We start from the raw sequence: 21,372 nt of genomic DNA, 5'->3' as shown, positions 1-21,372 counted from the left end.
GATGCTAAGCGACGAGGTTCGTGAAGAACTGGCCAAAGCCCCGGGCAATATCGGCGATCGTCCCTCCGAGGGAGGCGAACACATCCGCCGCCGAGTTCGGGTTGAAGGCGATGAAAAAGATCAAAAACGCGACACCAAGCCAGGTGAGAACCTTCTTGATCATGGCGGGCCTTCTCCTGTGGGTGCGGGTGACGGTCAGCGCCGCGGCAGTACTGACGGTATCAGCTTCGTCGCTCGGTGTGAACATTGTGACCGAAAAGCCGATATCGCATCCGCAGGTCAGGCCCCCATTTTCAGGCACGCCCATGCAGGTACGGCGACGGCGCTCCGTACACGAGCTCGGGTGGCACTCCCTCGGAGAGATCGTGCAGGACGACGTGCTCCGCGAGGAAGTAGCCCGCGCTTGCCGGCCACGCTACCGCATAGAGCCACATTCCTTTGGCCTCACTCACGTAAGCGCTTCGATCTTCCGGGGACTTGACACACCACAGTGGAGTGGGGTGACCGGCAGCCTTGATCTTGGCATCCGGGCCGAGATGTCCTTTGGCGTCGGCGAGCGCCTCGGTGATCAGGTAACCCGGGTCGATGCCGGGGATCCCGGCAAAACGAGTGCCCAGGCCGACGCCCGGCAGCTCGGCGATCAAGACCACATCGGCCGGTCCGCCACCGAGGGGCTCCGGGCCGCTGCAGGAGAGGGCGCTCGCACGTACACCCATCCGGTCGTCACCCGCCCAGCCGACGCCGGTCACCATCCAGCCGGCGGGCAGCGGCCACGGGCACCAGAACGGCACCTTCTCCGATTTTGGGGTGCGCTGCCGCAGCATGCTTTCGACGATCTCGGCGTTGATGTGCTCGGCCACGTGGAACGGCGGAACGTCGCCGCAGTTGTCACAGCGCCAGTCGCTGTGCATCAAATCCGGTTTCCGGACCTGCGCACCGCATCTGGGGCAACTCACCGTGACACCCACACACATAACCGTGCGGGTCGCCGAAGCCCTCGTCAAGCGGATCCGCAGAACCCGGACGTATCAGAAAGATTCACTCCGGCGGGGGTCCGGCGTGCGTGCGAACCCAGGCATGCATGGCGATGCCGCTGGCCACCCCGGCGTTGATCGACCTGGTCGACCCGTACTGCGCGATCGAGAACAACTGACCGCACGCGGCGCGGGCGGTGGCCGAGAGCCCCGGACCCTCCTGACCGAAGAGCAGCACGCATCGGCGCGGCAGGGTGACGGTCTCCATCGGCTGCGAGCCGGGCAGGTTGTCGATCCCGATCACCGCGAGGTCGCGCTCGGCCGCCCAGGCCACGAACTCGTCGATGGTCGGGTGGTGCCGGACATGCTGATAGCGATCGGTGACCATGGCGCCGCGCCGGTTCCACTTCCGCAGCCCGACGATGTGCACCTCGGCGGCGAGGAACGCGTTCGCGTTGCGGACCACCGTGCCGATGTTCAGGTCGTGCTGCCAGTTCTCGATCGCGACGTGGAAGTCGTGCCGGCGGGTGTCGAGATCGGCGACGACGGCCTCGCGCCGCCAATACCGATAGCGATCTACGACGTTGCGGCGATCACCCTGCGCGAGCAGGTCGGGGTCGTACCGCGGATCCGACGGCCACTCGCCAACCCACGGGCCCACGCCGACCTGGAGGGACTCGTCGTCCGGCCGGGCCGAGGACTCAGCCTCATCGCCAATCATGGGCGGATACGCTACCCAGACGAGTGAAGACGCAATGAGCGGCGGGGCCCTCCCCGGCACCCGCCGCCCACGCTCTGTTAAAGGTCAGTCTGCCTCACCGTCCGTATCGACGTGAAGGACTTTCAGCTGTGAGGCAAATCACATTTAAGTTTATTAACTATTTTCTCCGGTACCCCTGGTAATGCAGGTCACCAGCGGTGCGTCCCGACCGGGGGTGCGATGTCATGCTTTCCTGCGGTAAAACGGACGTCACATCCTGTTGGAGAACTGAGAGCGCTCTCCCCGCCTATCGTTACGATGGGTAGCCTAAGGCCCACACCGAGTTCTGAGAACGTGCTACAAGACACGTGTCGTCCGCCCGGGGAACGGGAATGGCGAAGAGGGACGAGGGGTTTCAAGGCACGCAAGCCAATTCTCGTGGACTGGAGACATCATGGCGACGGTTGCGTTGACCGCTGAGAACTTCGACGAGGTCACCAACAAGGACGGCATCGTCCTGGTCGACTTCTGGGCAAGCTGGTGCGGTCCGTGTGTCCGCTTCGCGCCGACCTACGAGCGCTCCTCGGAGAAGCACTCCGAGATCACGTTCGGCAAGGTCGACACCGAGGCCGAGCAGGCGATCGCGGCCAAGTTCGATATCCGCTCGATCCCCACGATCATGGCGATCCGCGACGGCGTCATCGTCTTCTCCCAGCCCGGCGCGCTCCCCGAGTCGGCGCTGGAGAACCTGATCGAGCAGGTCGAGAAGCTCGACATGGACGACGTGCGCAAGCAGCTGGCGGCGCACAGCCACTGACCCAGGCGTAAGCCTCTGGCCCGCCGGACCGGTTCGGTCCGGCGGGCCGCTTTTGCCTCCCGCTTCTGCCTCCCGCTTCTGCCTCCCGCTTCTGCCTTCCGCTTCTGCCTCCCGCTTCTGCCTCCCGCTTCTGCCTCCCGCTTCTGCCTTCCGCCGGCGGCGGCGTTTCGGGCACGCGACACGCCGCGGCCGAGTGGACAACGACTTCGAACATGTGTTCGAATCGTCGCCATGCGATGGTCCAACCTGTCGGCTCCCCACGACGGCGACTCGCTCCTGGACAGGGCAGCGCCTGCGGCTCCACCCCTGCCGCTGGCGCTGCCCGGCGCCACGGTCCGCACCTTCGACACCCCCGGCTTCGCCGGCATGACGTTCTACGAGATCCAGGCGAAGAGCCTGATCAACCGGGTGCCGGGCAAGTCGCGGGTGCCGTTCGAGTGGACCATCAATCCCTACCGTGGCTGCTCGCACGCCTGCTCGTACTGCCTGGCCGGCGACACGCCGATCCTGATGGCCGACGGCACCACCCGTCCCCTCGCCGAACTGCAGCCGGGCGACACCATCATGGGCACCATGGGCGCCGGCGCCTGCCGCCGCTACGTGCCCACCACCGTCCTCGACCACTGGACGACGCGGAAACCCGCCTTCCGCGTCACCCTGGCCGACGGCACCCGGCTGGTCGCCAGCGGCGACCACCGCTTCCTCACCGACCGCGGCTGGCGGCACGTCAGCCCCGCCGAGCCGCACCAGCCGGCGCTCGCGGTCGGCGACCTGATGTTCGGCGTCGGCCACTTCGCCGAGCCGCCCAAGGAGACCCCGGAATATCAAGCCGGCTTCCTCTGCGGCCTGATCCGCGGCGACGCGGCCCTGAGTGGCCCGGCCGGGGGTGCCCCGACCCGGGGTGGCCCGACCGGGGGTGGCCGGGCCGGCCGGGAGGGCGACGCCTGGGTCCGCGCCGACGGTTACCTGCAAGATCTCCCCCTGCACGAGGCCCTGCGCTGGCCCGAGCAGCCGACACCGGGGTGGTTCCGGGGCTTCCTGGCGGGCGCATTCGGCTCGATCGGCCGGGCCGAGCGGCTCGCCGTCACCTTCACCTGCGGCGACCAGCTCTTCCTCAGCCGGGTGACCGACGCGCTCACCCGGCTCGGCCTGCCCAGCCGCGCGCCGATCACCACCCGGCCCGGCGCCGCCGGCACCGTCGAGATCGACCGCGACCTGTGGGCGGCTCTGCGCTTCCGGCACCTCACCGGCGTCGACGGCGCGCGGCTGGACGCCTCCGGGGTGGGCGTGCGCAGCAGCCGGGGGCTCGCCGTCGCCGACATCGAGGATCTCGGCCTGACCCTCCCGCTGTACGACATCACCACCGGCACCAGCGACTTCATCGCCGACGGCGTGGTCAGCCACAACTGCTTCGCCCGGCACACCCACACCTATCTCGACCTCGACGCCGGCCACGACTTCGACACCAAGGTCATCGTCAAGGTCAACGCGGCCGAGGTGATCCGCCGCGAGCTGGCCGCGCCGCGCTGGTCCGGTGCGCCGATCGCGATGGGCACGAACGTCGACGTCTACCAGCGGGCCGAGGGCCGCTACCGGTTGATGCCCGAGATCCTGGCCGCGCTGCGCGACTACGCCAACCCGTTCTCGATCCTGACCAAGGGCACCCTGATCCTGCGCGACCTCGACCTGCTCAAACAGGCCGCCGAGGTGACCCGGGTCGGGCTCGCGGTCTCGGTCGGCTTCGTCGACGAGACGACCTGGCGCTCGGTCGAGTCGGGCACGCCCAGCCCTCGCCGGCGTCTCGAGGTGGTGCGCCGGCTGACCGACGCCGGCTTCCCGGTGAGTGTGCTGATGGCGCCGATCCTGCCCGGCCTCACCGACACCGACGAGTCGATCGACGAAACGGTGGCCGCTATCGCCGCGGCCGGCGCCGCCGGTGTCACCCCGATCCCGCTGCACCTGCGGCCAGGCGCCCGCGAGTGGTATGCGGCCTGGCTCACTCGCACCCACCCGACCCTGGCCCCGCGCTATCGCGAGCTCTACGGCGACGGCTCGTACCTGCCCGACGCCTACCAGGCCGAAATCGGCGCCCGGGTGCGCATGGCAGCCCGCCGCCACGGCCTGCACCGCCCCGACCCGGTCCAGGCCCGCGACCTCGGCCCGGCCCCCGGCGCGACGCCCAAGCCCGACCAGTTGACCCTGCTGTGAACACGGTGCTGGCCCTGCCGTGAGCCCTCGGCATTTGGCCTGCCTCGAGCCGCACGAGGCCTGCTGTGAGCCGCACACCGGGCAGCCTGCATTGAGTCGCACGCTGGGCGGCGCTTGGGAGCCGCGCGCTGAGCGACGGTTGGCGCACGGGCCGCGGTTGCGAGCCGCGCGCTGAGCGACGGTTGGCGCACGCTGGGCCGCGCTTGGGAGCCGCGCGCTAAGCGACGGTTGGCGCACGCTGGGCCGCGCTTGGGAGCCGCGCGCTAAGCGACGGTTGGCGCACGCTGGGCCGCGGTGCGAGCCGCACGCTGAGCCGCGGTTGCGAGCCGCACCCTGAGCCGCGGTTGCAAGCCGCGGCCGCCTCGGTCCCCCACCGCATCGCGACCCGGCGCGCTGGGCGCGGTTGCGAGCGCGCGCTGAGCCGCGGTTGCGAGCGCACGCTGAGTCGCGGTTGCGAGCCGCATGCGGTGCCTGCCCTGAGCCGCGCACTGGGCGGCCTGCCGCGAGCCTGCGTCCGCGCTGCCGCGAGCCCTGCACACCGGCTCAGCCTCGGCGGCTCGGGATGCCGGGACGCCGCCGCGGCCGGGAGCGGTCGATGTGGGCAACCCAAGGGTCACGACGGAGGCGATGACTACAGTCGATCGTATGAGAAGCGCACAGCAGATCCTGGCGGAGGCCAACGTCATCGCCGTGGTCGGGGCTTCGCGTGACCCGCTCAAGCCTGCGCACACCGTCCCGCGGCAGATGCTCCGGCACGGCTGGCGGATCATCCCGGTCAACCCGTTCGTGGACGAGGTTTTCGGGGTCAAGACGGTGCCGACGCTGGCCGACATCGACGAGCCGGTCGACCTGGTCGACGTCTTCCGTCCGGCGCGCGAGGCGGTCGACGTGGTGCGGCAGGCGATCGCGATCAAGGCGCCGGCGGTGTGGCTGCAAAGCGGCATCGTGTCCGCCGAGGCGCGACGGCTCGCCGAGGAGGCCGGCATCGACTACGTCGAGGACCGCTGCCTCGCCGTCGAGCGAGCCGTCGGCAGCCTGACCAAGCTGGCCTGACGACGAGTCCGATTGGCGTCGTTTCCTGGAATCGGGCGTGCCGGACGTGTCGTGACCTGTTCAGCGGCCGGTACGGTGCCGTGGAACGAGGAGGACCTCATGACATATCCACCCACCGGCGGCCCGCCGGATCCATATCAGCCCCAGCAACCGTACGGGCAGCCCTACGACCCCAACGCGCCGTACCCGACGGACCCTCCGGCGCCGACCAGCGATCAGCCGTACGGCCAGCCACCGGCGAGCGCACAGCCGTACGGCCAGCCGACCACCGGGCAGCCGTACGGCCAGCCGTCGCCCTATCAGCAGCCGCCGCCAAGCTACGCCTACGGCGCTCCGGGCTACGGCGCCCCCGGCTACGCGCCGGTGACCAGCACGAACACGTTGGCCATCCTGGCGCTGGTGTTCGCGTTCGTCTTCTCGCCGGCCGCGATCGTGCTGGGCCACCTGGCCAAGAAGCAGATCCGGCAGACCGGCGAGCAGGGTGAGGGCTTGGCCACGGCCGGGCTCTGGCTGGGTTACATCTTCACGATCCTCGGGCTGCTGGCCTGCGCCGTGTACGTGATCGTGATCGTCATTGCCGTCGGTAACGCCGCGACGAACAGCGGCGGCACTTTCTGACCGACGGGCAGGGCCGGTCGAAACGGCCACGGCAGGGCCGTCCGGCACGGTCCTGCCGTGGCTCAGCACGGCCGCGGCAAGGCCAGCCGACCGGAAGGGCCGCGGCAAGGCCAGCCGACCGGAAGGGCCGCGGCAAGGCCAGCCGACCGGAAGGGCCGCGGCAAGGCCAGCCGACCGGAAGGGCCGCGGCAAGGCCAGCCTGACCGGTAGGGCCGCGGAAGGGCCGACCCAAAGGCCGCGGAAGGGCCGGCCGACACTCGGCCGGCCCAGACAGGCTCAGCGGAACTCGGCCTCACGCACGCTGTTGCCACCATCGACGACCAGCATCTGGCCGGTGATGTAGGAGGCCGCCGGCGAGCAGAGAAACGCGATCGCCGCCGCCACCTCGTCGGGCGTGCCGGGCCGCCCGATCGGCGTACCCAAGCCCTGCTTGATCTCGGTGACCGTCGACGCCGCCGTGTAGATCGTCCCCGGCGCCACGCAGTTGACGTTCACGCCGTCCGCGACCAGTTCCATCGCCAGCGCCCGGGTCAGCCCGACCACGCCGGCCTTGGCCGCCGCGTACGCCGCCTCGGTCGGCAGCGCGTTGACCGGCCCGGCCGTGGCCGCCAGATTGACGATCCGGCCCCAACCGCGCTCCGCCATCGCGCCCTGGAACGCCCGGCTGCACAGGAACGCCGTACTCAGGTTGCGGTCGATCTCGGCCTTCCACTCGTCATACGTGAGCTGGGCGACCGGCCGCAGCACCTCGGGGCTCGCCCGGCTCGCCAGGCCGGCGTTGTTGACCAGCACCTCGACGTCGCCGAGCTGGTCGGTGATCGCGTCGGCGAGGGCGCCCACCTCGGCCTCGTCGGTCAGATCCGCCACGAAGCCGGTGACACCCAGCTCGGCGGCCCGGTCGTGGATGCGCCGGGTGGTGGAGACGATCGCGACCCGGGCGCCGAGGTCACGCAGCCGGCGTGCGGTCGCGTACCCGATGCCGTCGGGGCTGCCCGCCCCGGTGACCAGTGCGACCTTGCCATCGAGACGGAGCGTCACGGGTGCCTCCCCAGGTTGGGACGCTTCGACCGGCTCCTCGTCGGACGAAGCGGAAGCGGCGTCGGCGGGGCTGGTGCGCGGCCGGCGACCGGCGGCGGGTCGGGTGGCGTCGCGCCGGGAACGGCTTCCGCTTGCTGAGCGGGCGTCGAAAACCATGGCGCGATCCTTCCCCGTTCCGTCGGCCAGGGCAAACATCGCACCCCTGTGGCGCTCAGCATGCCCCCTGACCTCGCCGTTCAGCGTGTCGTCCCCAACCTCACGACCCGTCGGGCGGCGGCACGACAGGAGGCGGCACGACAGGAGGCGGCACGACAGGAGGCGGCACGACAGGAGGCGGCACGACAGGAGGCGGCACGACCCCGCCGGTCGGGACGGGCAGTGGCCGCACCGGATCGGCCGGCATGAAGATCAGCGGGGCCCTGACGCCGTACCGGGCCGACAGCTCGCGCCGCGCTTCCTCGACGTCGCGCACGCCCACCTCGACGCCCTTGCCGTCGTGCCGGGCGCCGATGCTCACGATCCGCACCCCATGATGTGTCCAATACGGCAGGTCGGCGAGCACCCGATCGTGCCATCCGGCGAGGTCCTCGGTGGAGTGATCGGCATTGCGCACCACGACGCACAGATCCCCGGCCACCGTCCGCACGAAGTCGTCGAACGTCGCCGACGGCACCCGGTAGACGATCGCCCGCACCCGCTCCGGATCGACCTCGATGCCGGCAAAGCTGGCCGCGAACTCGCGCTTCCCCGCGTCCTCGATCCGGCCGATCACCGCGTCCAGCTCGGCCGGTGTCACCGGCACGGCCACCCCGCCGACGATCATGTGCTGCGGCACCCGAGGTGCCACACACCCGGCCGTGCTCCACTCCCCGGTCAGCCCCGGATCGCCGACGTCGTCGTCCCGCACGTGGCCACACCCACCGATCATCAGCAGCATCCCCACCGCGAGCCCGATCCCAACCCGACCGCGGCACATCGCGTCCCCCTCTCTACCACGCTCCCCTCCGCTCAACGAGCGACAAACGACAGCGACAAGGACCAAGACCAAGCAGACGTACGAGGCGAGCAACGCCCCCACCGCACCGACGGCCGCCCCCGCCGCAGCGGACCGGCCGGCTGCAACGCAAGGCCGTCCCCGGCCTCCGGCCCGGCGGTGGGCACCGCCGCCCCGCACCCACCAACGGCAGCCACCCGGCGGAGGCCCGTCAGCGGGCCGGCGCTAGTCGGTCAGCGCCGGGTCCACCACCGGGCGGTTGGCGCGGGTCGCGCCGAGGATCACGACCACCACCCCGCAGAGCAGCAGGAGCAGGCCCGGCAGGGCGTCGAAGGGCGGCCGCTGTCCAAGCCAGACCCAGGCCAGCAGGGCGGCGCCGGGCACCTCCAGCAGGATCAGGACGCTGACCGTGGTGGCCGACGTGTGGTGCAGGGCGTAGTTGAACATCGAGTGCCCCAGCAGCTGGGCGCCCGCCACGAGCGCCAGGATCGCGGCCCAGGTGCGTCCGTCGTACCCGGTCAGGTCGACCCCGCCGGCCAGGCAGACCACGAGCAGGAAGGCCGCGCAGGTGCCGTAGCAGATCCAGGTGTAGGTGGTCGTGCTCAGCGACGCTCGGGCCTGCTCACCGAGTGCCGTGTAGACCGCCGCCGCCATCGCGCCCAGCAGCGCCAGCACGTCGGCCAGCACCGCCCGGCCGGACACCCCCACGTCCACACCGGTCGCCCAGGCCACCCCCGCCACCGCCAGGCCGATGCCGACCCACCCGGCCACCGACGGGCGACGCCCCTGCGCGGCCGCGATCAATCCCTGCCAGACCGGCTGGGTGGCGACCAGCGCAGTGGCCGTCGTGACCGAGCCGAGTTGGACGCTTGGCATCCATGTTGCGAAATGTGCTGCAAGCGCGACCCCGGCCAGAAGGCAAAAAGCCACCGCGCGGCGGGTGGCGCCGGCGAGCTCGCCGCGGCGGGGTCCGAGGGTCACCGGGGTGAGCGCCACGGCCGCCAGTGCGTTCCGCCAGAACGCGATGGCCAGGGCCGGAGCGGCCGCGAACTTGATCAGCGGCGCGGACGAGGAGACGGCGACGACGGCCACGGCGAGCGCGATGACCGTCGCCGATCCGGACCGAAGGCGTGGTGAGCGAGTATTCATCCCCGGCCGTCGCTTCTTGCGCTTCTTGCAGAGTTTCTCAGCACCTTTGCAGCCTGCTATTGAACGGAAAGTGACGCCACGACTACAGTCACCGAGGTTGTTCGTCCCTTTGATCACTCAAAGCCCTCGGGAGGCTGATTTACCGTGTCCGCATATCGTGCGGTCGTGTTCGACTTTTTCGGCACCCTGACCCGCGCGGTCCAACGCGGTCCCCAGCACGCCGAGATCGCTCGATCTCTCGGTGTGGACCCCGACGCGGTGACCGGCGTGCTCGACCGCACCTTCCGGGCCCGGGCCCGGGGCCGATACGGCTCCGCCGAGGCCACCCTACGGTGGGTCATCGAGCAGGCCGGTGGCCGCCCCCGGGAGGCGCAGGTGCGGGCCGGGGTGCCGGCCCGGGTCGACGCGCTGCGCGCGGACACCGAGCTGCGGGCCGACGCGGTCAGCGTGCTGGCCGCCCTCCGCCGGCGCGGCCTGGCCACCGCGGTGGTCAGCGACTGCACCCACGAGCTGCCCGCGTTCCTGCCGCACCTGCCGGTCGCGCCACTGCTGGACGCAAAGATCTATTCGGTACGCCTGGGCGTCTGCAAGCCCGATCCGGCGATCTACCTGGCCGCCTGCGACGAGCTGGACGTGCTGCCGCGGGAGTGCCTGTACGTCGGCGACGGCGGCAGCAACGAGCTCACCGGCGCCGCCGCGATCGGCATGACCCCGGTGCGGCTGGCCGCCCCCGACCTGGCCCACCACCTGGTCTACGACGCCGACACGAACTTCGCGGGCCGCACCGTCCGATCGCTCACCGAGGTCGTCGCCCTGATCGACCACGCCCAGATCCACCCCACCCCGGTGCCGACCCGCTGAGAACCGGCTGCCGCGTGGGAGGATGGCGCGGTGACGTCCGCGGTTCTGGAAGAGGCGCTCAAGAAAGCGGCGCTGGCCTGGGTCTCGGTCGGCGGCGCGCCGGCCGTCGGCGTCTGGTGCTTGCCGCTGGACGGGTCGCTGATCGTGGTGACCGGGCCCGGCGAGCAGTACGCGCCCGATCTGGCCCTGGCGTCCCGCGCCACCGTCCGGCTGCGCGGCGACAACGGCGGCCTCATCGTGATCGCCGAGATGACCGCGACCCGGCTGACCCCGGGCACCGAGGACTGGACGACGGTCGCCCCGCAGCTGGCCCAGAAGCGGCTGAACGCCTCCGGCACCGCCGAGGAGGTGGTGGCCCGCTGGGCCCGGACGGGCTGCGCGGTCGTCCGGCTCACCCCCGAGCAGGACAAGACCGCCCCCGACCTGCCCGCGGACTCCGGCGCCGCCGGCCCTCGGCCGACCCCGGCCCGTAACGAGACGAGGCGCCCCTTCCGCCTGCACCGGGTCCGCGGCTCATAGGGCCCTGCCCAGCCCGGCCGCGGCCGGGAACGGCTGTCCGGGCCGCGGCCGGGAACGGCTGTCCGCGGCCGGGGACGGCCGTCAGCCGATGAAGGGCGGGATGGCGATCTCGCCCTTCGCGATCGGACACACGTGGCCGGTCACCGTCACCGACGTTGCCACGCCCGCTTCCGCGCTGACCGTGCAGTCCAGCAGAGACGGGCGCTTCATCTCGAAGCCCTGGTGGATGCGGTAGGACGCGGTGCCGTCGGCGGGCAGCAGGCCGGCACCGACCAGCCACACGCCCAGGCCGAGCGCGGCCGAACCGGTCGCCGGGTCCTCCGGAACGGCCGAGCCCGGCACGAAGGCCCGGGCGTACGCCTCGCCGTCCGACCAGGCGAAGAGGCAGATGTCGGTCACGCCGGCCTTCTCCGCGGCGGCGTTGTCGATCCGCACGTGGGCGAGCGCTTCTCGGCGTACGGGAAGAAACACCCAGCTCAGGCCGCACCCGGCGGAACGTGGGGCAGCGAGCCCGGCCGCCTCGTGATCCTCGGCCGTCAGGCCGGCCAGGGCCAGCAGCGGCTCGGGGTCGAGCGCCTCGCCCAGGGTCGGCTCGCCGCCGGTCAGGGTCGCCGAGCCGGACTCGCGCACGGTGATCGGCAGCAGGCCGGCGCCGCACTCCTGCACCACGTCGCCGGCCGGGAGGAGACCGCGGCGCATCGAGGTGACGGCGGCGCCGATGCTGGGATGGCCGGCGAACGGCAGCTCGATCTCCGGCGTGAAGATCCGGGCGCGGTACGTGGCCGAGCCGGTCGGCGGCAGCACGAACACCGTCTCGGACTGGTTGAACTCGCGGGCCAGCACATGCATCTGGTCAGTGGCCAGATCGTCGGCGCCGTAAACCACGGCGAGCGGGTTGCCCGCGAAGGGGCGATCGGTGAACACGTCGACGATCTCGTACGCCACGGTGGACATGTCCGGACCCTAACCTAGGCTTGAGCTGTGACCATGGGGACGCGGGTATATCTGGCCCGGCTGGCCGGCCTGGGGGTCTTCGATCCCAACGGCGACCGGGTGGGCCGGGTGCGCGACGCGGTGGTCCGGCTTCGCACGACGAACCGGCCACCGCAGATCGTCGGCCTGGTCGCCGAGATGGCGCTGCGCCGCCGGATCTTCCTGCCGATCGGCCGGGTGATCTCGATGGACGCCGAGGCGGTCGTGCTCAGCACCGGCACCCTCAACCTGCGCCGCTTCGAGAAACGGCCGAACGAGCTGCTGGTGGTGGAGGACCTGCTCGACCGCCGGGTCACCGTCATGCCGGAGGACGGCGACGGGCCGGGCATCTCGGGCACCGTCGTGGACATCGGGATGGAGCAGAACCGCAGCAACGAGTGGCTGGTCACCCGGGTCGCGGTGCGCGAGCACACCGGCCGGCTGACCCGGCGCGGGCACGTCTACCAGGCCGAGTACGAGCGGATCCGCAACCTGTTCGGCCCGACCGACACGCAGGGCACCTCGAACCTGCTGGCCCTGCTCGAGCAGATGCGCCCGGCCGACATGGCGAACGCGCTGCAGGACCTGCCGGACCCCCGGCGCAACGAGGTGGCCGCCGCGATGAGCGACCGCACCCTCGCCGACGTGCTCGAGGAGCTGCCCGAGCACGACCAGGTGGAGATCCTGGCGCACCTCGACCGGGAACGCGCCGCCGACGTGCTCGAGCGGATGGACCCGGACGACGCCGCCGACCTGCTCGCCGAGCTGCCCAAGGTGGAGCAGACCGTGCTGCTGGACCTGATGGAGCCCGAGGAGGCGGCCCCGGTCCGTCAGCTGATGACCTACCAGCAGGGCACCGCGGGCAGCGTGATGACCTCGGAGCCGGTGATCCTCACGCCGGATGCGACGGTCGCCGAGGCGCTGGCCCGCATCCGCGAGCCGGAGCTCTCCCCGGTGGTGGCGGCGCAGGTCTTCGTGGCTCGTGCGCCCTCGGCCACCCCGACGGGTAAGTACCTCGGCATGGTGCATTTCCAGCGACTGCTGCGGGAGCCGCCCGCGTCGATGCTCGGCGGCATCGTCGACAGCGACCTGGAGCCGCTGCGGCCCGAGGTCGTGCTGGCCGAGGTCACCAAGCGGATGGCGACCTACGACCTGGTCGCCATGCCGGTGGTGGACAACGCGAACCGGTTGCTCGGCGCGGTCACCGTCGACGACGTGCTCGACCATTCGCTGCCGCGGGACTGGCGCGACCGGGACACGCCGGACAGCGGCGAGCACCTGGCCACCCTGGCCGATGAGCAGATTCCGTTCGCCACCGAGCAGGCCGAGCGGTGAGCGCCGAACCGCGCCGGGACCGCCTGGACCGTCTCGACCAGCCGGTCGAGCGCGGCCGGGTGCGCCTGCCCCGGTTCAACGCGGAGACGTTCGGCCGCTGGTCGGAGGCGATCGCCCGGTACATGGGAACGGCCCAGTTCATCGTCTGGATGACGATCGTGATCGGGGCCTGGTTCGCGTGGAACACGCTGGCGCCGGCCGCGCTGCGCTTCGACCCGTACACCTTCACGTTCTTGACCTTGGTCTTGTCCCTCCAGGCGTCGTACGCCGCCCCGCTGATCCTGCTCGCGCAGAACCGGCAGGCCGACCGTGATCGCCTGGCGTCCGAGGAGGACCGGCGGCGGGCCGCCATGCAGAAGGCGGACACCGAATACCTGGCCCGCGAGATCGCCTCGCTGCGCATCGCGCTGGGCGAGGTGGCCACCCGCGACTTCCTCCGCAACGAGTTGGCCCGGCTCGCCGATGAGCTGGACGAAGCCGCCCACCGGCGGGAGAAGCGGGCCCGCTCGGAATGGGAGGAGGATCGCAAGGACTGGGACGCGGACCGGACCTGACCACCGAGTAACCTCGGTGCCATGTCCGCTCCTGCCCCCACGCTCGAGGACGCGATCCAGGCCGCGCTGGCCACGGTCGACGACCCCGAGATCCGCCGCCCGATCACCGACCTCGGCATGGTCAAGGGCTTCACCGTCGCGAACGGCCTGGTGAAGGTCGAGCTGCTGCTCACCGTGGCCGGCTGCCCGCTGCGCGACAAGCTCAACTCGGACATCACCGCCGCGCTCACCAAGATCCCCGAGATCACGTCGGTGAGCATCGACTTCGGCGTGATGACCGAGGAGCAGCGCAAGGCGCTGCAGACCACGCTGCGCGGCGGTTCCGCCGCGGCGGAACCGGTCATTCCGTTCGCGCAGCCGGGCTCCCGCACCCGGGTGTACGCCGTGGCCAGTGGCAAGGGCGGCGTCGGCAAGTCCAGCGTGACCGTGAACCTGGCCGCGGCGCTGGCCAAGCGCGGGCTCTCGGTCGGCGTCGTGGATGCCGACATCTACGGCCACTCGGTGCCACGGATGCTCGGCGTCGAGAGCCGGCCCACCCGGGTGGAAGACATGATCATGCCGCCGCAGTCGCACGGCGTGAAGGTGATCTCGATCGGCATGTTCACCGCCGGGAACGCGGCCGTGGTCTGGCGCGGGCCGATGCTGCACCGAGCGCTGCAGCAGTTCCTCGCCGACGTCTACTGGGGCGACCTGGACGTGCTGCTGCTCGACCTGCCGCCGGGCACCGGCGACGTGGCGATCTCGCTGGCCCAGCTCGTGCCGAACGCGGAGATCCTGGTGGTGACGACTCCCCAGGCGGCGGCCGCGGAGGTGGCCGAGCGGGCCGGAGCGATCGCGCTGCAGACCCACCAGCGGCTGCTCGGCGTGGTGGAGAACATGTCCTGGCTGGAGCTGCCGGACGGCTCGCGGATGGAGGTCTTCGGGGCCGGCGGCGGGCAGACCGTTGCCGACTCGCTGACCCGTACGGTGGGTGCCTCGGTGCCGTTGCTCGGTCAGGTGCCGCTGGACACCCGGGTACGCGAGGCCGGCGACGCCGGCGAGCCGATCGTCCTGGCCGACCCGGACGCCCCGGCCGCCAAGGCGCTCGACGAGGTCGCCGCGCGGCTCGCCGTCCGGCGCGACTCGCTGGTCGGCAAGCCCCTCGGCCTGACAGTCAACGCGAAGCGGTAACGAGCACTACGTCGCGTCCAGGTCTAAAGCCTGGGCGGGACGTTTCTCGACTGACGTGCCGGGCGTCGCGGGCTGCTTGATGTCCGCGGCGGCCGCAACCTGGGACAGATCCGACTTGACGCCGTTCAGGTCGGATTTGACGTCCTCGAAGAGGCCCTGGAGCGGCTTGCGGAGGGCGTCCTCTTCCTCCTCGCTGAGCAGGTGCTTCCGGATGAACGCCTTCGGATGCAGATCCTGCAGCTGGAGGTCGGTGCCGAGCTCCCGGTTGAGGTCGGAGGTCGCATTCTGCGCCATCGCGCGCAGGCCACGCAGCATGCGCATGCCGTCGCCGATCACCTTGGGCAGGCGCTCACCGAAGATCAGCAGCGCCAGCAGCAACAGCGCGCCGATCTCCCACCAGTTCAGGTTCTCGAACATGAGGAGGCCTCCCTAAAGCTCCGCGCCAAGCCTACGCACGCGGACGGGCGGTACACACCCCCGACCGGACGATCAATTGCCATCGGCGACGAGCGTCACGGAGACCGTCGCGGACTTGCTGCCCCGGCGGTACTCGATCGGCACCACCGCGCCCGGCGCGTACTTGCGCACCAGGGCGATCAGATCGGTGCCCTCGGCCAGCACGTGGTGGTCGAGCTTGGTGATCACGTCGCCGGCCTTGAGGCCCGCCGCGGCGGCCGGGCCGCCCGGCTCCACGCTGCGCAGCCGGGCGCCGGTGACCGTGACGTTGCCGGTGGCCACCTCGGCGCCGATCACCGTGCGACGGGCCTTGCCGTGGTCGATGATGTCGCCGGCCAGTCGCTTGGCCTGGTTGATCGGGATGGCGAAGGCGATGCCGATGTTGCCGGCGTCGGCCTCGGTGCTGCTCAGCGAGCGGATCACCGAGTTGACCCCGATGACCTGGCCGGCCGCGTTGACCAGGGGGCCGCCCGAGTTGCCCTGGTTGACTGCGGCGTCGGTCTGGATCGCCGCGTAGTACCGCGTCGTGCCGCCCGGCTCGCCGGACTGCAGCGTGCGGTCGATCGCGCTGACGATGCCGAACGTCACGGTGTTTTCCAGGCCCAGCGGCGAGCCCAGGGCGAGCACCGGGTCACCGACCGCGATCGCGTCCGAGTTGCCGATCGCGACCGGGGTGAGCCCGCTGCGAGCGGCCTTGATCACCGCGATGTCGGACTCGGGGTCGCGGCCGACCAGCGTCGCCTTGGCCGTCGAGCCGTCGCTGAACGACACCGACATGTTGTCGCTGCCGGTCTCCACCACGTGGTCGTTGGTGATCACGTACCCGTCGGCGGAGACCACGAAGCCCGAGCCGATCGCGCCGGTCACGTGCACCGTCACCACGCTGGGCTCCACCCTCTTCGCGACGCCGGCCAGCGAGTCGGGGGCCCGGTTCACCGCCGACGACGGGTCGGCCTGCGGCGCGCCGAGCTGGGTGCCGCCGCCCCGGCCGAACCCGCTGCGGGTCAGGTAGGTGTAGGTCAGCGTGCTGCCCAGCGCACCCGCCAGCAGGGCCGTTACCAGGCAGATCAGCAGCACCGGGGCGAGCGAGCGGCGGGGCGCGTCGGGGTCGGCGACCGGCTCGGGCGCGGGGGCCGAGCCGTCCGGCGCGGTCGGCAGCATGACCTGGGCCGGGGCATACGGATCACGCCACGGGTCGGCGAGCGCGTCGGACCACCAAGGCGAGGCTGTGCTGCTACCGGCGCCTGGTCCTCCGGGCGGCGCGGAGAACCCGAGCCCCGGCGGGTGCGGCGGCGCGCCGTTCGCGGGCAGCGTCGGACCGGTGGGCGGCGGAGCGTAGCGAGCGTTCCAGCCGTCGGTCACGTCGGTGCCTCCCACTCGTGGTCCCAGGGAGCCCGGCTCCCCCTCCAGGATGACACGAATCTCGCGGTCGTCCCGGGCCCGGGCCCTTTATCCCATCGACGGCCGGGTACACCCCGGGAGGGCATCGCTCTACTCTCATATCCGATGTACGCCGGTTCCGCACGTGCATCCCCTCGCCCGCCCGGAGGTCGTCATCGTCCCGCCAGCCCGTCCGATCGGCATGCAGACCGCTCAGCCGTTGCAGTTCGCCGAGGCCTATGCCGCCGAGGACGTCGTCCTGCAGACCGCGCGCGGCCTCGCCCACGAGTTGGGCCTCGACAGTGTCACCCCGGGCGCGGGGTCCGTGCTGCGCCTGCTGGCGGCCGCCGGCAACGCCAAGGCGGTGGTCGAGATCGGCACCGGTACCGGGGTCAGTGGCGTCTGGCTGCTGCGCGGCATGCGCCCCGACGGGGTGCTGACCACCATCGACGTCGAGAACGAGCACCAGCGGATCGCCCGGCGGATCTTCCTCGAGGCCGGGTTCGCCACGTCGCGTACCCGGATCATCACCGGCCGGGCGCTGGACGTGCTGCCTCGGCTCGCCGACGGCGTCTACGACCTGGTGTTCGTGGACGCGGACGCGACCGAGTTCGGTGCGTGTGCGGAGGCGGCGCTGCGGCTGCTGCGGCCGGGCGGCGTGCTGGTGGTCAACGGCGCGATGGCGAACGGGCGGATCAGCGACCCGGCGGCCCGGGACGTGGACACGCTGACCATCCGGGAGACGGTCCGCAGCGTCCGGGAGGCCGAGGAGTGGATCCCGGCGGTGATCCCCTCCGGGGCGGGACTGCTGACCGCGGTCAAGCGCTGACGCCGAAGCCCGCCGATTTCCGCGTCCGGGTTCCCCAAGGCGTGCGACAGTGGGCCGGTGGGGGGAGATATGAGCGCGATTCGGGTGCGGTCACCGTCGAGCCGGTCGGTCGGCCCGATCGGGAACACGAGAGCGTGACCTTTCGCAAAGACGTGGAAAGCCCGCCGGTACGGGCGGTACCGTACCGGCGGGCTCGCGTGAAACGTCAGCCGGCGATCGACTTCAACGCGTCACCCAGCGCGTTGGCCTCGTCCGGAGTCATCTCAACGACGAGACGGCCACCACCTTCCAGCGGGACGCGCATGACGATGCCCCGCCCCTCCTTGGTGACCTCCAGCGGACCATCGCCCGTCCGCGGCTTCATCGCCGCCATTTCGTCTCCCCTCAGACCTACATCAGGGTGTCGGTGGGTTTCCCCACAGCCACAGCTCTTCGGCTAGCTCAGCTTCAACGTCGCGTGCTCAGCCCCACGCGACGCAGGTACCTCGTTATCCGACCGGCGGCGGGCCAATTCGCGTGATGTCCGCGACCCGGCCCACCGTGCCGATCAAACATTTTCCCTGATGAACACCGGCGAACCCAAACCCAGCCCGGGCGGATGTGACAGCGTCTAGCATATCGTCTTTTGGGCTGTCACAATGTGCGGTCATGCAGGCGCGGTCGGCACTCTTCGACCTGTACGGCGACTACCTTCGCCCCCGGGGCGGTCGGGCGCCGGTCGCCGCCCTGGTCAAGCTACTCGCGCCGCTCGGAATCGCGCCGCCGGCGGTCCGCACCGCGGTCTCCCGGATGGTGCGTCAGGGCTGGCTGCACCCGCTCCGGCTGGTCTCCGGACCGGGCTATCTGCTCACTCCGAAGGCGGCCCGCCGGCTCGACGAGGCGGCCGCCCGGATCTACCGTACGGGGCGCTCCAGCTGGGACGGCCGCTTCGATCTGATCCTGCTGCACGGCCCGCTCGGCCGGAAGGAGGCCAACCGGCTCTCCTACCTCGGCTACGGCACGCTCGGCGAGCACGCCTGGGTGGCGCCCCGGGCCGCCGACGAGATCGACGCCGTCCTGAGCGACGCCGGCGTCGGCTACGAGCGGTTCAGTGCCGCGCACGCGGCCGGCTCGCCGGGCGCCGCCGAGGTCGTCGGCCGGGCGTGGGACCTGTCCACGCTGGCCGAGTCGTACGAGACGTTCGTGGCCGACCTGCGGCCGGTGGTCGGCGCGGTCAACGCTCGCAGCAGCGACGAGGAGGCGTACGCGGCGCGGTTCCGGCTCGTGCACGCGTGGCGCTCGTTTCTGTTCCGCGACCCGCAACTGCCGCCGTCGCTGTTGCCGCCGCGCTGGCCCGGGGCGAGCGCGGCCGGCTTCTTCGATCGGCACGCGACCCGGCTGCGCCCGGCCGCCGACCGCTACGTCGAACGCTGCCTGCAGTCGGCCAGCCGGGGCGGACGTGTGGGGTTCTCAGATACGTGACCGACGTGTGGGATTCTCAGACCCATGACTGACGCCCTCCTTGTCGACCGCAGCGAAGCGGTCGTCACGCTGACGCTCAACCGGCCCGCGGCGATGAACGCGCTCGACGTCGACCTCAAGGAGGCGCTGCGGGACACCCTCGCCGCGCTGGAGACCGACCGGAGCTGCCGAGCGATCGTGCTGGCCGGTGCGGGCCGGGGCTTCTGCGTGGGCCAGGATCTGCGCGAGCACGCCGACCAGCTGCAGTCCGGGCGCACCGAGCTGGACACCGTGCGGGTCCACTACAACCCGATCGCCCAGCGACTGGCCGGCATGCCCAAGCCGGTGGTGGCCGCGGTGGGCGGAATGGCGGCCGGTGCGGGCGCCTCGCTGGCGCTGCTCGCCGACTTCCGGATCGGCGGGCCGTCGACGAAGTTCCTGATGGCGTTCGCGAACGTGGGGCTGGCCGGGGACACCGGCGTCTCCTGGTCGCTGCCGCGGATCGTGGGGCACGCCCGGGCGCTCGAGCTGCTGCTGCTGGCCGAGCCGGTGGACGCCGCCAAGGCCGACCGCTACGGGCTGCTCTCCCGGCTGGTCGAGGCCGACGACCAGGTGCTGCCGGCGGCGCAGGAACTGGCCGCGCGGCTGGCGGCGGGCCCGACGGTGGCCTACGGCGCGATCAAGCGGGAGCTGTCGGTCGGGGACGCCGGGACGCTCTCCGACGCGCTGGCCGCCGAGGCGCAGGCCCAGGCGATCTGCGGCGGCACCGACGACCACCAGGCCGCGGTCGCCTCGTTCCTGGCCAAGCAGAAGCCGGTCTACCAGGGCCGCTAGCGTGTTATGACCGTTTTGGGATCACTACATCAATAGATGTCTATCTATAGGCTCCTCCCGACGCGTCCTACCGGGCGCGCTTTCGACTGGGAGGTCCGAGATGGGCAGGTGGCGGATCCTGGTGGGGACGGCGGTGGCTGTGCTCACCGCCGCGGCGATGGGCGCGATCGCGTCCCCCGCCGCGGCATCGGCAGCGGACGACATCACGGCGGGCGCCAACGTCGTAGGCGGCAGCCGGGCCGCGCAGGGCGAGTTCCCGTTCATGGTGCGGCTCTCGATGGGCTGCGGCGGCGCGCTCTACAGCTCGACGATCGTGCTCACCGCGGCGCACTGCGTGAACCGCACCGGCACAAACACGTCGATCACGGCCACGCTCGGGGTGGTCGATCTGCAATCGAGCAGCCGGATCACCCGGAAGTCGAACTACGTGTACCGGGCGCCCGGCTACAACGGGAACGGCAAGGACTGGGCGCTGATCCGACTGTCCAGCCCGGTGACCGGGCTGGCGACGCTGCCGCTGGCCACGAGCACGGCGTACGACTCGGGAACGTTCACGATTGCCGGCTGGGGTGCGGCAACCGAGGGCGGCTCGCAGCAGCGCTACCTGCTCAAGGCCCAGGTGCCGTTCGTCAGCGACGCCACCTGCAACTCGGCGTCGATGTACAACGGCGAGATCATCGCGACCGACGAGATCTGCGCGGGGTACACGGCCGGCGGCGTGGACACCTGCCAGGGCGACTCGGGCGGCCCGATGTTCCGTGCCGACTCGGCCGGGGCGTGGGTGCAGGTGGGCATCGTGAGCTGGGGAGACGGATGCGCCAGGCCGAACAAGCCCGGCGTGTACACCCAGGTCAGCTACTTCTCCGCCGCCATCAAGTCGGCCGCCGACAGCCTCGGCGGCTAACGGTCGACGGGGCCGTCGGGCGCCCGGCCGGGCGCCGACCCGGGCCCGGGCCCGGTCGCGGCACCCGGTAGGGGCCGCAGCATCGGCGCCCGGTCCCGGCACCCGGTAGGGCCGCGGTCGAGGCGCCCGGTCGCGGCACCCGGTAGGGCCGCGGTCGAGGCGCCCGGTCGCGGCGCCGGCCGCTCCTCGCACAGCCGCCGGCGTCGCACACCACGGCCTCGCAGCAGCACGCTGCGGGGCCGTGGCGCGTCCGCCCTCAGTACCGTGGCACGGCCGCCCCAAACCGCGCCGCCGCCCCTCTCAGCCGGCGGCACACCCGCCCTCAGACGGCGGCGCTCGCCCCGCAGCCGGCCGCGAGGCAAGCCCACCCTCAAACCGTGGCGCATCCGACCTCAGCCGGCGCCGCGCTCGCACAAAGCGGAAGCGCGCCGCGTCGCCCGCGTCAGGTGCGCCGCGTCGCCCGCGTCAGGTGCGCCGCGCCGCCCGCGTCAGGTGCGCCGCGCCGCCCGCGTCAGGTGCGCCGCGCCGCCCGCGTCAGGCGCGCCGCGCCGCCCGCGTCAGGCGCGC

Annotated in this window: 23 protein-coding genes; 13 read left to right on the top strand and 10 right to left on the bottom strand. The window is 71.6% G+C overall.

All coding sequences use genetic code 11. The features are described from left to right. Window positions 1-4 precede the first annotated feature (4 nt). The 3 genes from ODJ79_RS44900 to ODJ79_RS44890 form a co-directional block, all read right to left on the bottom strand. Window positions 5-307 (bottom strand): hypothetical protein, encoded by a 303-nt coding sequence (locus ODJ79_RS44900; protein WP_263029877.1) that lies wholly within the window; start codon window positions 305-307, stop codon window positions 5-7. Continuing rightward, the gene (locus ODJ79_RS44895; RefSeq protein WP_317620758.1) at window positions 294-974 is read right to left on the bottom strand and encodes a DUF6758 family protein; all 681 of its coding nucleotides are present in this window, start codon (window positions 972-974) and stop codon (window positions 294-296) included. Before ODJ79_RS44895 ends, ODJ79_RS44900 begins: the two co-directional genes overlap by 14 nt. Window positions 975-1,038: 64 nt before the next feature. Next, entirely contained in the window at window positions 1,039-1,695 is a 657-nt protein-coding gene (locus ODJ79_RS44890; RefSeq protein WP_263029867.1) for a TrmH family RNA methyltransferase, read from the bottom strand. A 433-nt stretch (window positions 1,696-2,128) separates the two neighbouring features. Between ODJ79_RS44890 and trxA the strand changes: the two genes are divergently transcribed. From trxA to ODJ79_RS44870, 4 genes are all read left to right on the top strand, one after another. Next, window positions 2,129-2,491 (top strand): thioredoxin, encoded by a 363-nt coding sequence (gene trxA, locus ODJ79_RS44885; RefSeq protein WP_263029866.1) that lies wholly within the window; start codon window positions 2,129-2,131, stop codon window positions 2,489-2,491. Between the two features lie 231 nt (window positions 2,492-2,722). Continuing rightward, window positions 2,723-4,699, top strand: a complete 1,977-nt coding sequence (locus tag ODJ79_RS44880; protein ID WP_263029865.1) for an intein-containing Rv2578c family radical SAM protein — start codon at window positions 2,723-2,725, stop codon at window positions 4,697-4,699. A 645-nt stretch (window positions 4,700-5,344) separates the two neighbouring features. Next, complete coding sequence (locus ODJ79_RS44875; protein WP_263029864.1) at window positions 5,345-5,752, top strand: CoA-binding protein; 408 nt, start codon at window positions 5,345-5,347, stop codon at window positions 5,750-5,752. A gap of 99 nt (window positions 5,753-5,851) precedes the next feature. Next, a complete protein-coding gene (locus ODJ79_RS44870) occupies window positions 5,852-6,370 on the top strand; it encodes a DUF4190 domain-containing protein (protein WP_263029863.1) in 519 nt (172 codons plus the stop codon). Between the two features lie 276 nt (window positions 6,371-6,646). On the opposite strand, the gene ODJ79_RS44865 is transcribed toward ODJ79_RS44870, so the two are convergent. The 3 genes from ODJ79_RS44865 to ODJ79_RS44855 form a co-directional block, all read right to left on the bottom strand. After that, on the bottom strand, window positions 6,647-7,564 hold the full coding sequence (locus ODJ79_RS44865; protein WP_263029862.1) for an SDR family NAD(P)-dependent oxidoreductase: 918 nt from the start codon (window positions 7,562-7,564) through the stop codon (window positions 6,647-6,649). A gap of 100 nt (window positions 7,565-7,664) precedes the next feature. Then, window positions 7,665-8,315, bottom strand: a complete 651-nt coding sequence (locus ODJ79_RS44860) for a hypothetical protein (RefSeq protein WP_263029861.1) — start codon at window positions 8,313-8,315, stop codon at window positions 7,665-7,667. Window positions 8,316-8,627: 312 nt separating this feature from the next. Continuing rightward, window positions 8,628-9,551 carry a DMT family transporter gene (locus ODJ79_RS44855; protein ID WP_263029860.1) on the bottom strand — a complete coding sequence of 308 codons (924 nt, stop codon included), beginning with the start codon at window positions 9,549-9,551 and terminating at the stop codon, window positions 8,628-8,630. Between the two features lie 144 nt (window positions 9,552-9,695). Between ODJ79_RS44855 and ODJ79_RS44850 the strand changes: the two genes are divergently transcribed. After that, window positions 9,696-10,412 (top strand): HAD family hydrolase, encoded by a 717-nt coding sequence (locus ODJ79_RS44850; RefSeq protein ID WP_263029859.1) that lies wholly within the window; start codon window positions 9,696-9,698, stop codon window positions 10,410-10,412. 30 nt (window positions 10,413-10,442) lie between these two features. Continuing rightward, a complete protein-coding gene (locus tag ODJ79_RS44845; RefSeq protein ID WP_263029858.1) occupies window positions 10,443-10,931 on the top strand; it encodes a hypothetical protein in 489 nt (162 codons plus the stop codon). Window positions 10,932-11,012: 81 nt separating this feature from the next. On the opposite strand, the gene ODJ79_RS44840 is transcribed toward ODJ79_RS44845, so the two are convergent. After that, entirely contained in the window at window positions 11,013-11,885 is an 873-nt protein-coding gene (locus ODJ79_RS44840; RefSeq protein WP_263029857.1) for a PhzF family phenazine biosynthesis protein, read from the bottom strand. Between the two features lie 27 nt (window positions 11,886-11,912). On the opposite strand from ODJ79_RS44840, the gene ODJ79_RS44835 reads away from it, so the two are divergent. From ODJ79_RS44835 to ODJ79_RS44825, 3 genes are read left to right on the top strand one after another with little or no spacing between them, the layout of a single operon-like run. Continuing rightward, entirely contained in the window at window positions 11,913-13,238 is a 1,326-nt protein-coding gene (locus ODJ79_RS44835) for a magnesium transporter MgtE N-terminal domain-containing protein (RefSeq protein WP_263029856.1), read from the top strand. Next, window positions 13,235-13,792, top strand: coding sequence for a DUF1003 domain-containing protein (locus tag ODJ79_RS44830; protein ID WP_263029855.1), 558 nt, complete (start codon window positions 13,235-13,237; stop codon window positions 13,790-13,792). Before ODJ79_RS44835 ends, ODJ79_RS44830 begins: the two co-directional genes overlap by 4 nt. Window positions 13,793-13,813: 21 nt before the next feature. After that, on the top strand, window positions 13,814-14,962 hold the full coding sequence (locus ODJ79_RS44825) for an Mrp/NBP35 family ATP-binding protein (protein ID WP_263029854.1): 1,149 nt from the start codon (window positions 13,814-13,816) through the stop codon (window positions 14,960-14,962). 6 nt (window positions 14,963-14,968) lie between these two features. On the opposite strand, the gene ODJ79_RS44820 is transcribed toward ODJ79_RS44825, so the two are convergent. After that, complete coding sequence (locus tag ODJ79_RS44820; RefSeq protein ID WP_263029853.1) at window positions 14,969-15,379, bottom strand: preprotein translocase subunit TatB; 411 nt, start codon at window positions 15,377-15,379, stop codon at window positions 14,969-14,971. 72 nt (window positions 15,380-15,451) lie between these two features. Further along, window positions 15,452-16,780 (bottom strand): S1C family serine protease, encoded by a 1,329-nt coding sequence (locus tag ODJ79_RS44815; RefSeq protein ID WP_263029852.1) that lies wholly within the window; start codon window positions 16,778-16,780, stop codon window positions 15,452-15,454. 220 nt (window positions 16,781-17,000) lie between these two features. Here ODJ79_RS44815 and ODJ79_RS44810 point away from each other — a divergent pair, with 220 nt between their 5' ends. Further along, entirely contained in the window at window positions 17,001-17,627 is a 627-nt protein-coding gene (locus tag ODJ79_RS44810) for an O-methyltransferase (protein WP_263029874.1), read from the top strand. Window positions 17,628-17,832: 205 nt separating this feature from the next. Here the strand turns inward: ODJ79_RS44810 and ODJ79_RS44805 are convergent, their stop codons facing one another. Next, the gene (locus tag ODJ79_RS44805) at window positions 17,833-18,000 is read right to left on the bottom strand and encodes a DUF3117 domain-containing protein (RefSeq protein ID WP_014447667.1); all 168 of its coding nucleotides are present in this window, start codon (window positions 17,998-18,000) and stop codon (window positions 17,833-17,835) included. Window positions 18,001-18,275: 275 nt separating this feature from the next. Here ODJ79_RS44805 and ODJ79_RS44800 point away from each other — a divergent pair, with 275 nt between their 5' ends. From ODJ79_RS44800 to ODJ79_RS44790, 3 genes are all read left to right on the top strand, one after another. Then, window positions 18,276-19,088, top strand: a complete 813-nt coding sequence (locus ODJ79_RS44800) for a PaaX family transcriptional regulator C-terminal domain-containing protein (protein ID WP_263029851.1) — start codon at window positions 18,276-18,278, stop codon at window positions 19,086-19,088. Window positions 19,089-19,112: 24 nt separating this feature from the next. After that, the gene (locus tag ODJ79_RS44795; protein WP_263029850.1) at window positions 19,113-19,901 is read left to right on the top strand and encodes an enoyl-CoA hydratase-related protein; all 789 of its coding nucleotides are present in this window, start codon (window positions 19,113-19,115) and stop codon (window positions 19,899-19,901) included. A gap of 100 nt (window positions 19,902-20,001) precedes the next feature. Further along, entirely contained in the window at window positions 20,002-20,805 is an 804-nt protein-coding gene (locus ODJ79_RS44790) for a S1 family peptidase (RefSeq protein ID WP_263029849.1), read from the top strand. The last annotated feature ends 567 nt before the right edge of the window (window positions 20,806-21,372 follow it).

This window comes from Actinoplanes sp. KI2 (genome assembly GCF_025630775.1).
In the GTDB taxonomy this organism is placed as follows: domain Bacteria; phylum Actinomycetota; class Actinomycetes; order Mycobacteriales; family Micromonosporaceae; genus Actinoplanes.
The sequence above is the reverse complement of the archived record's forward strand: the minus strand, read 5'-3'. Positions and strand labels throughout refer to the sequence as shown.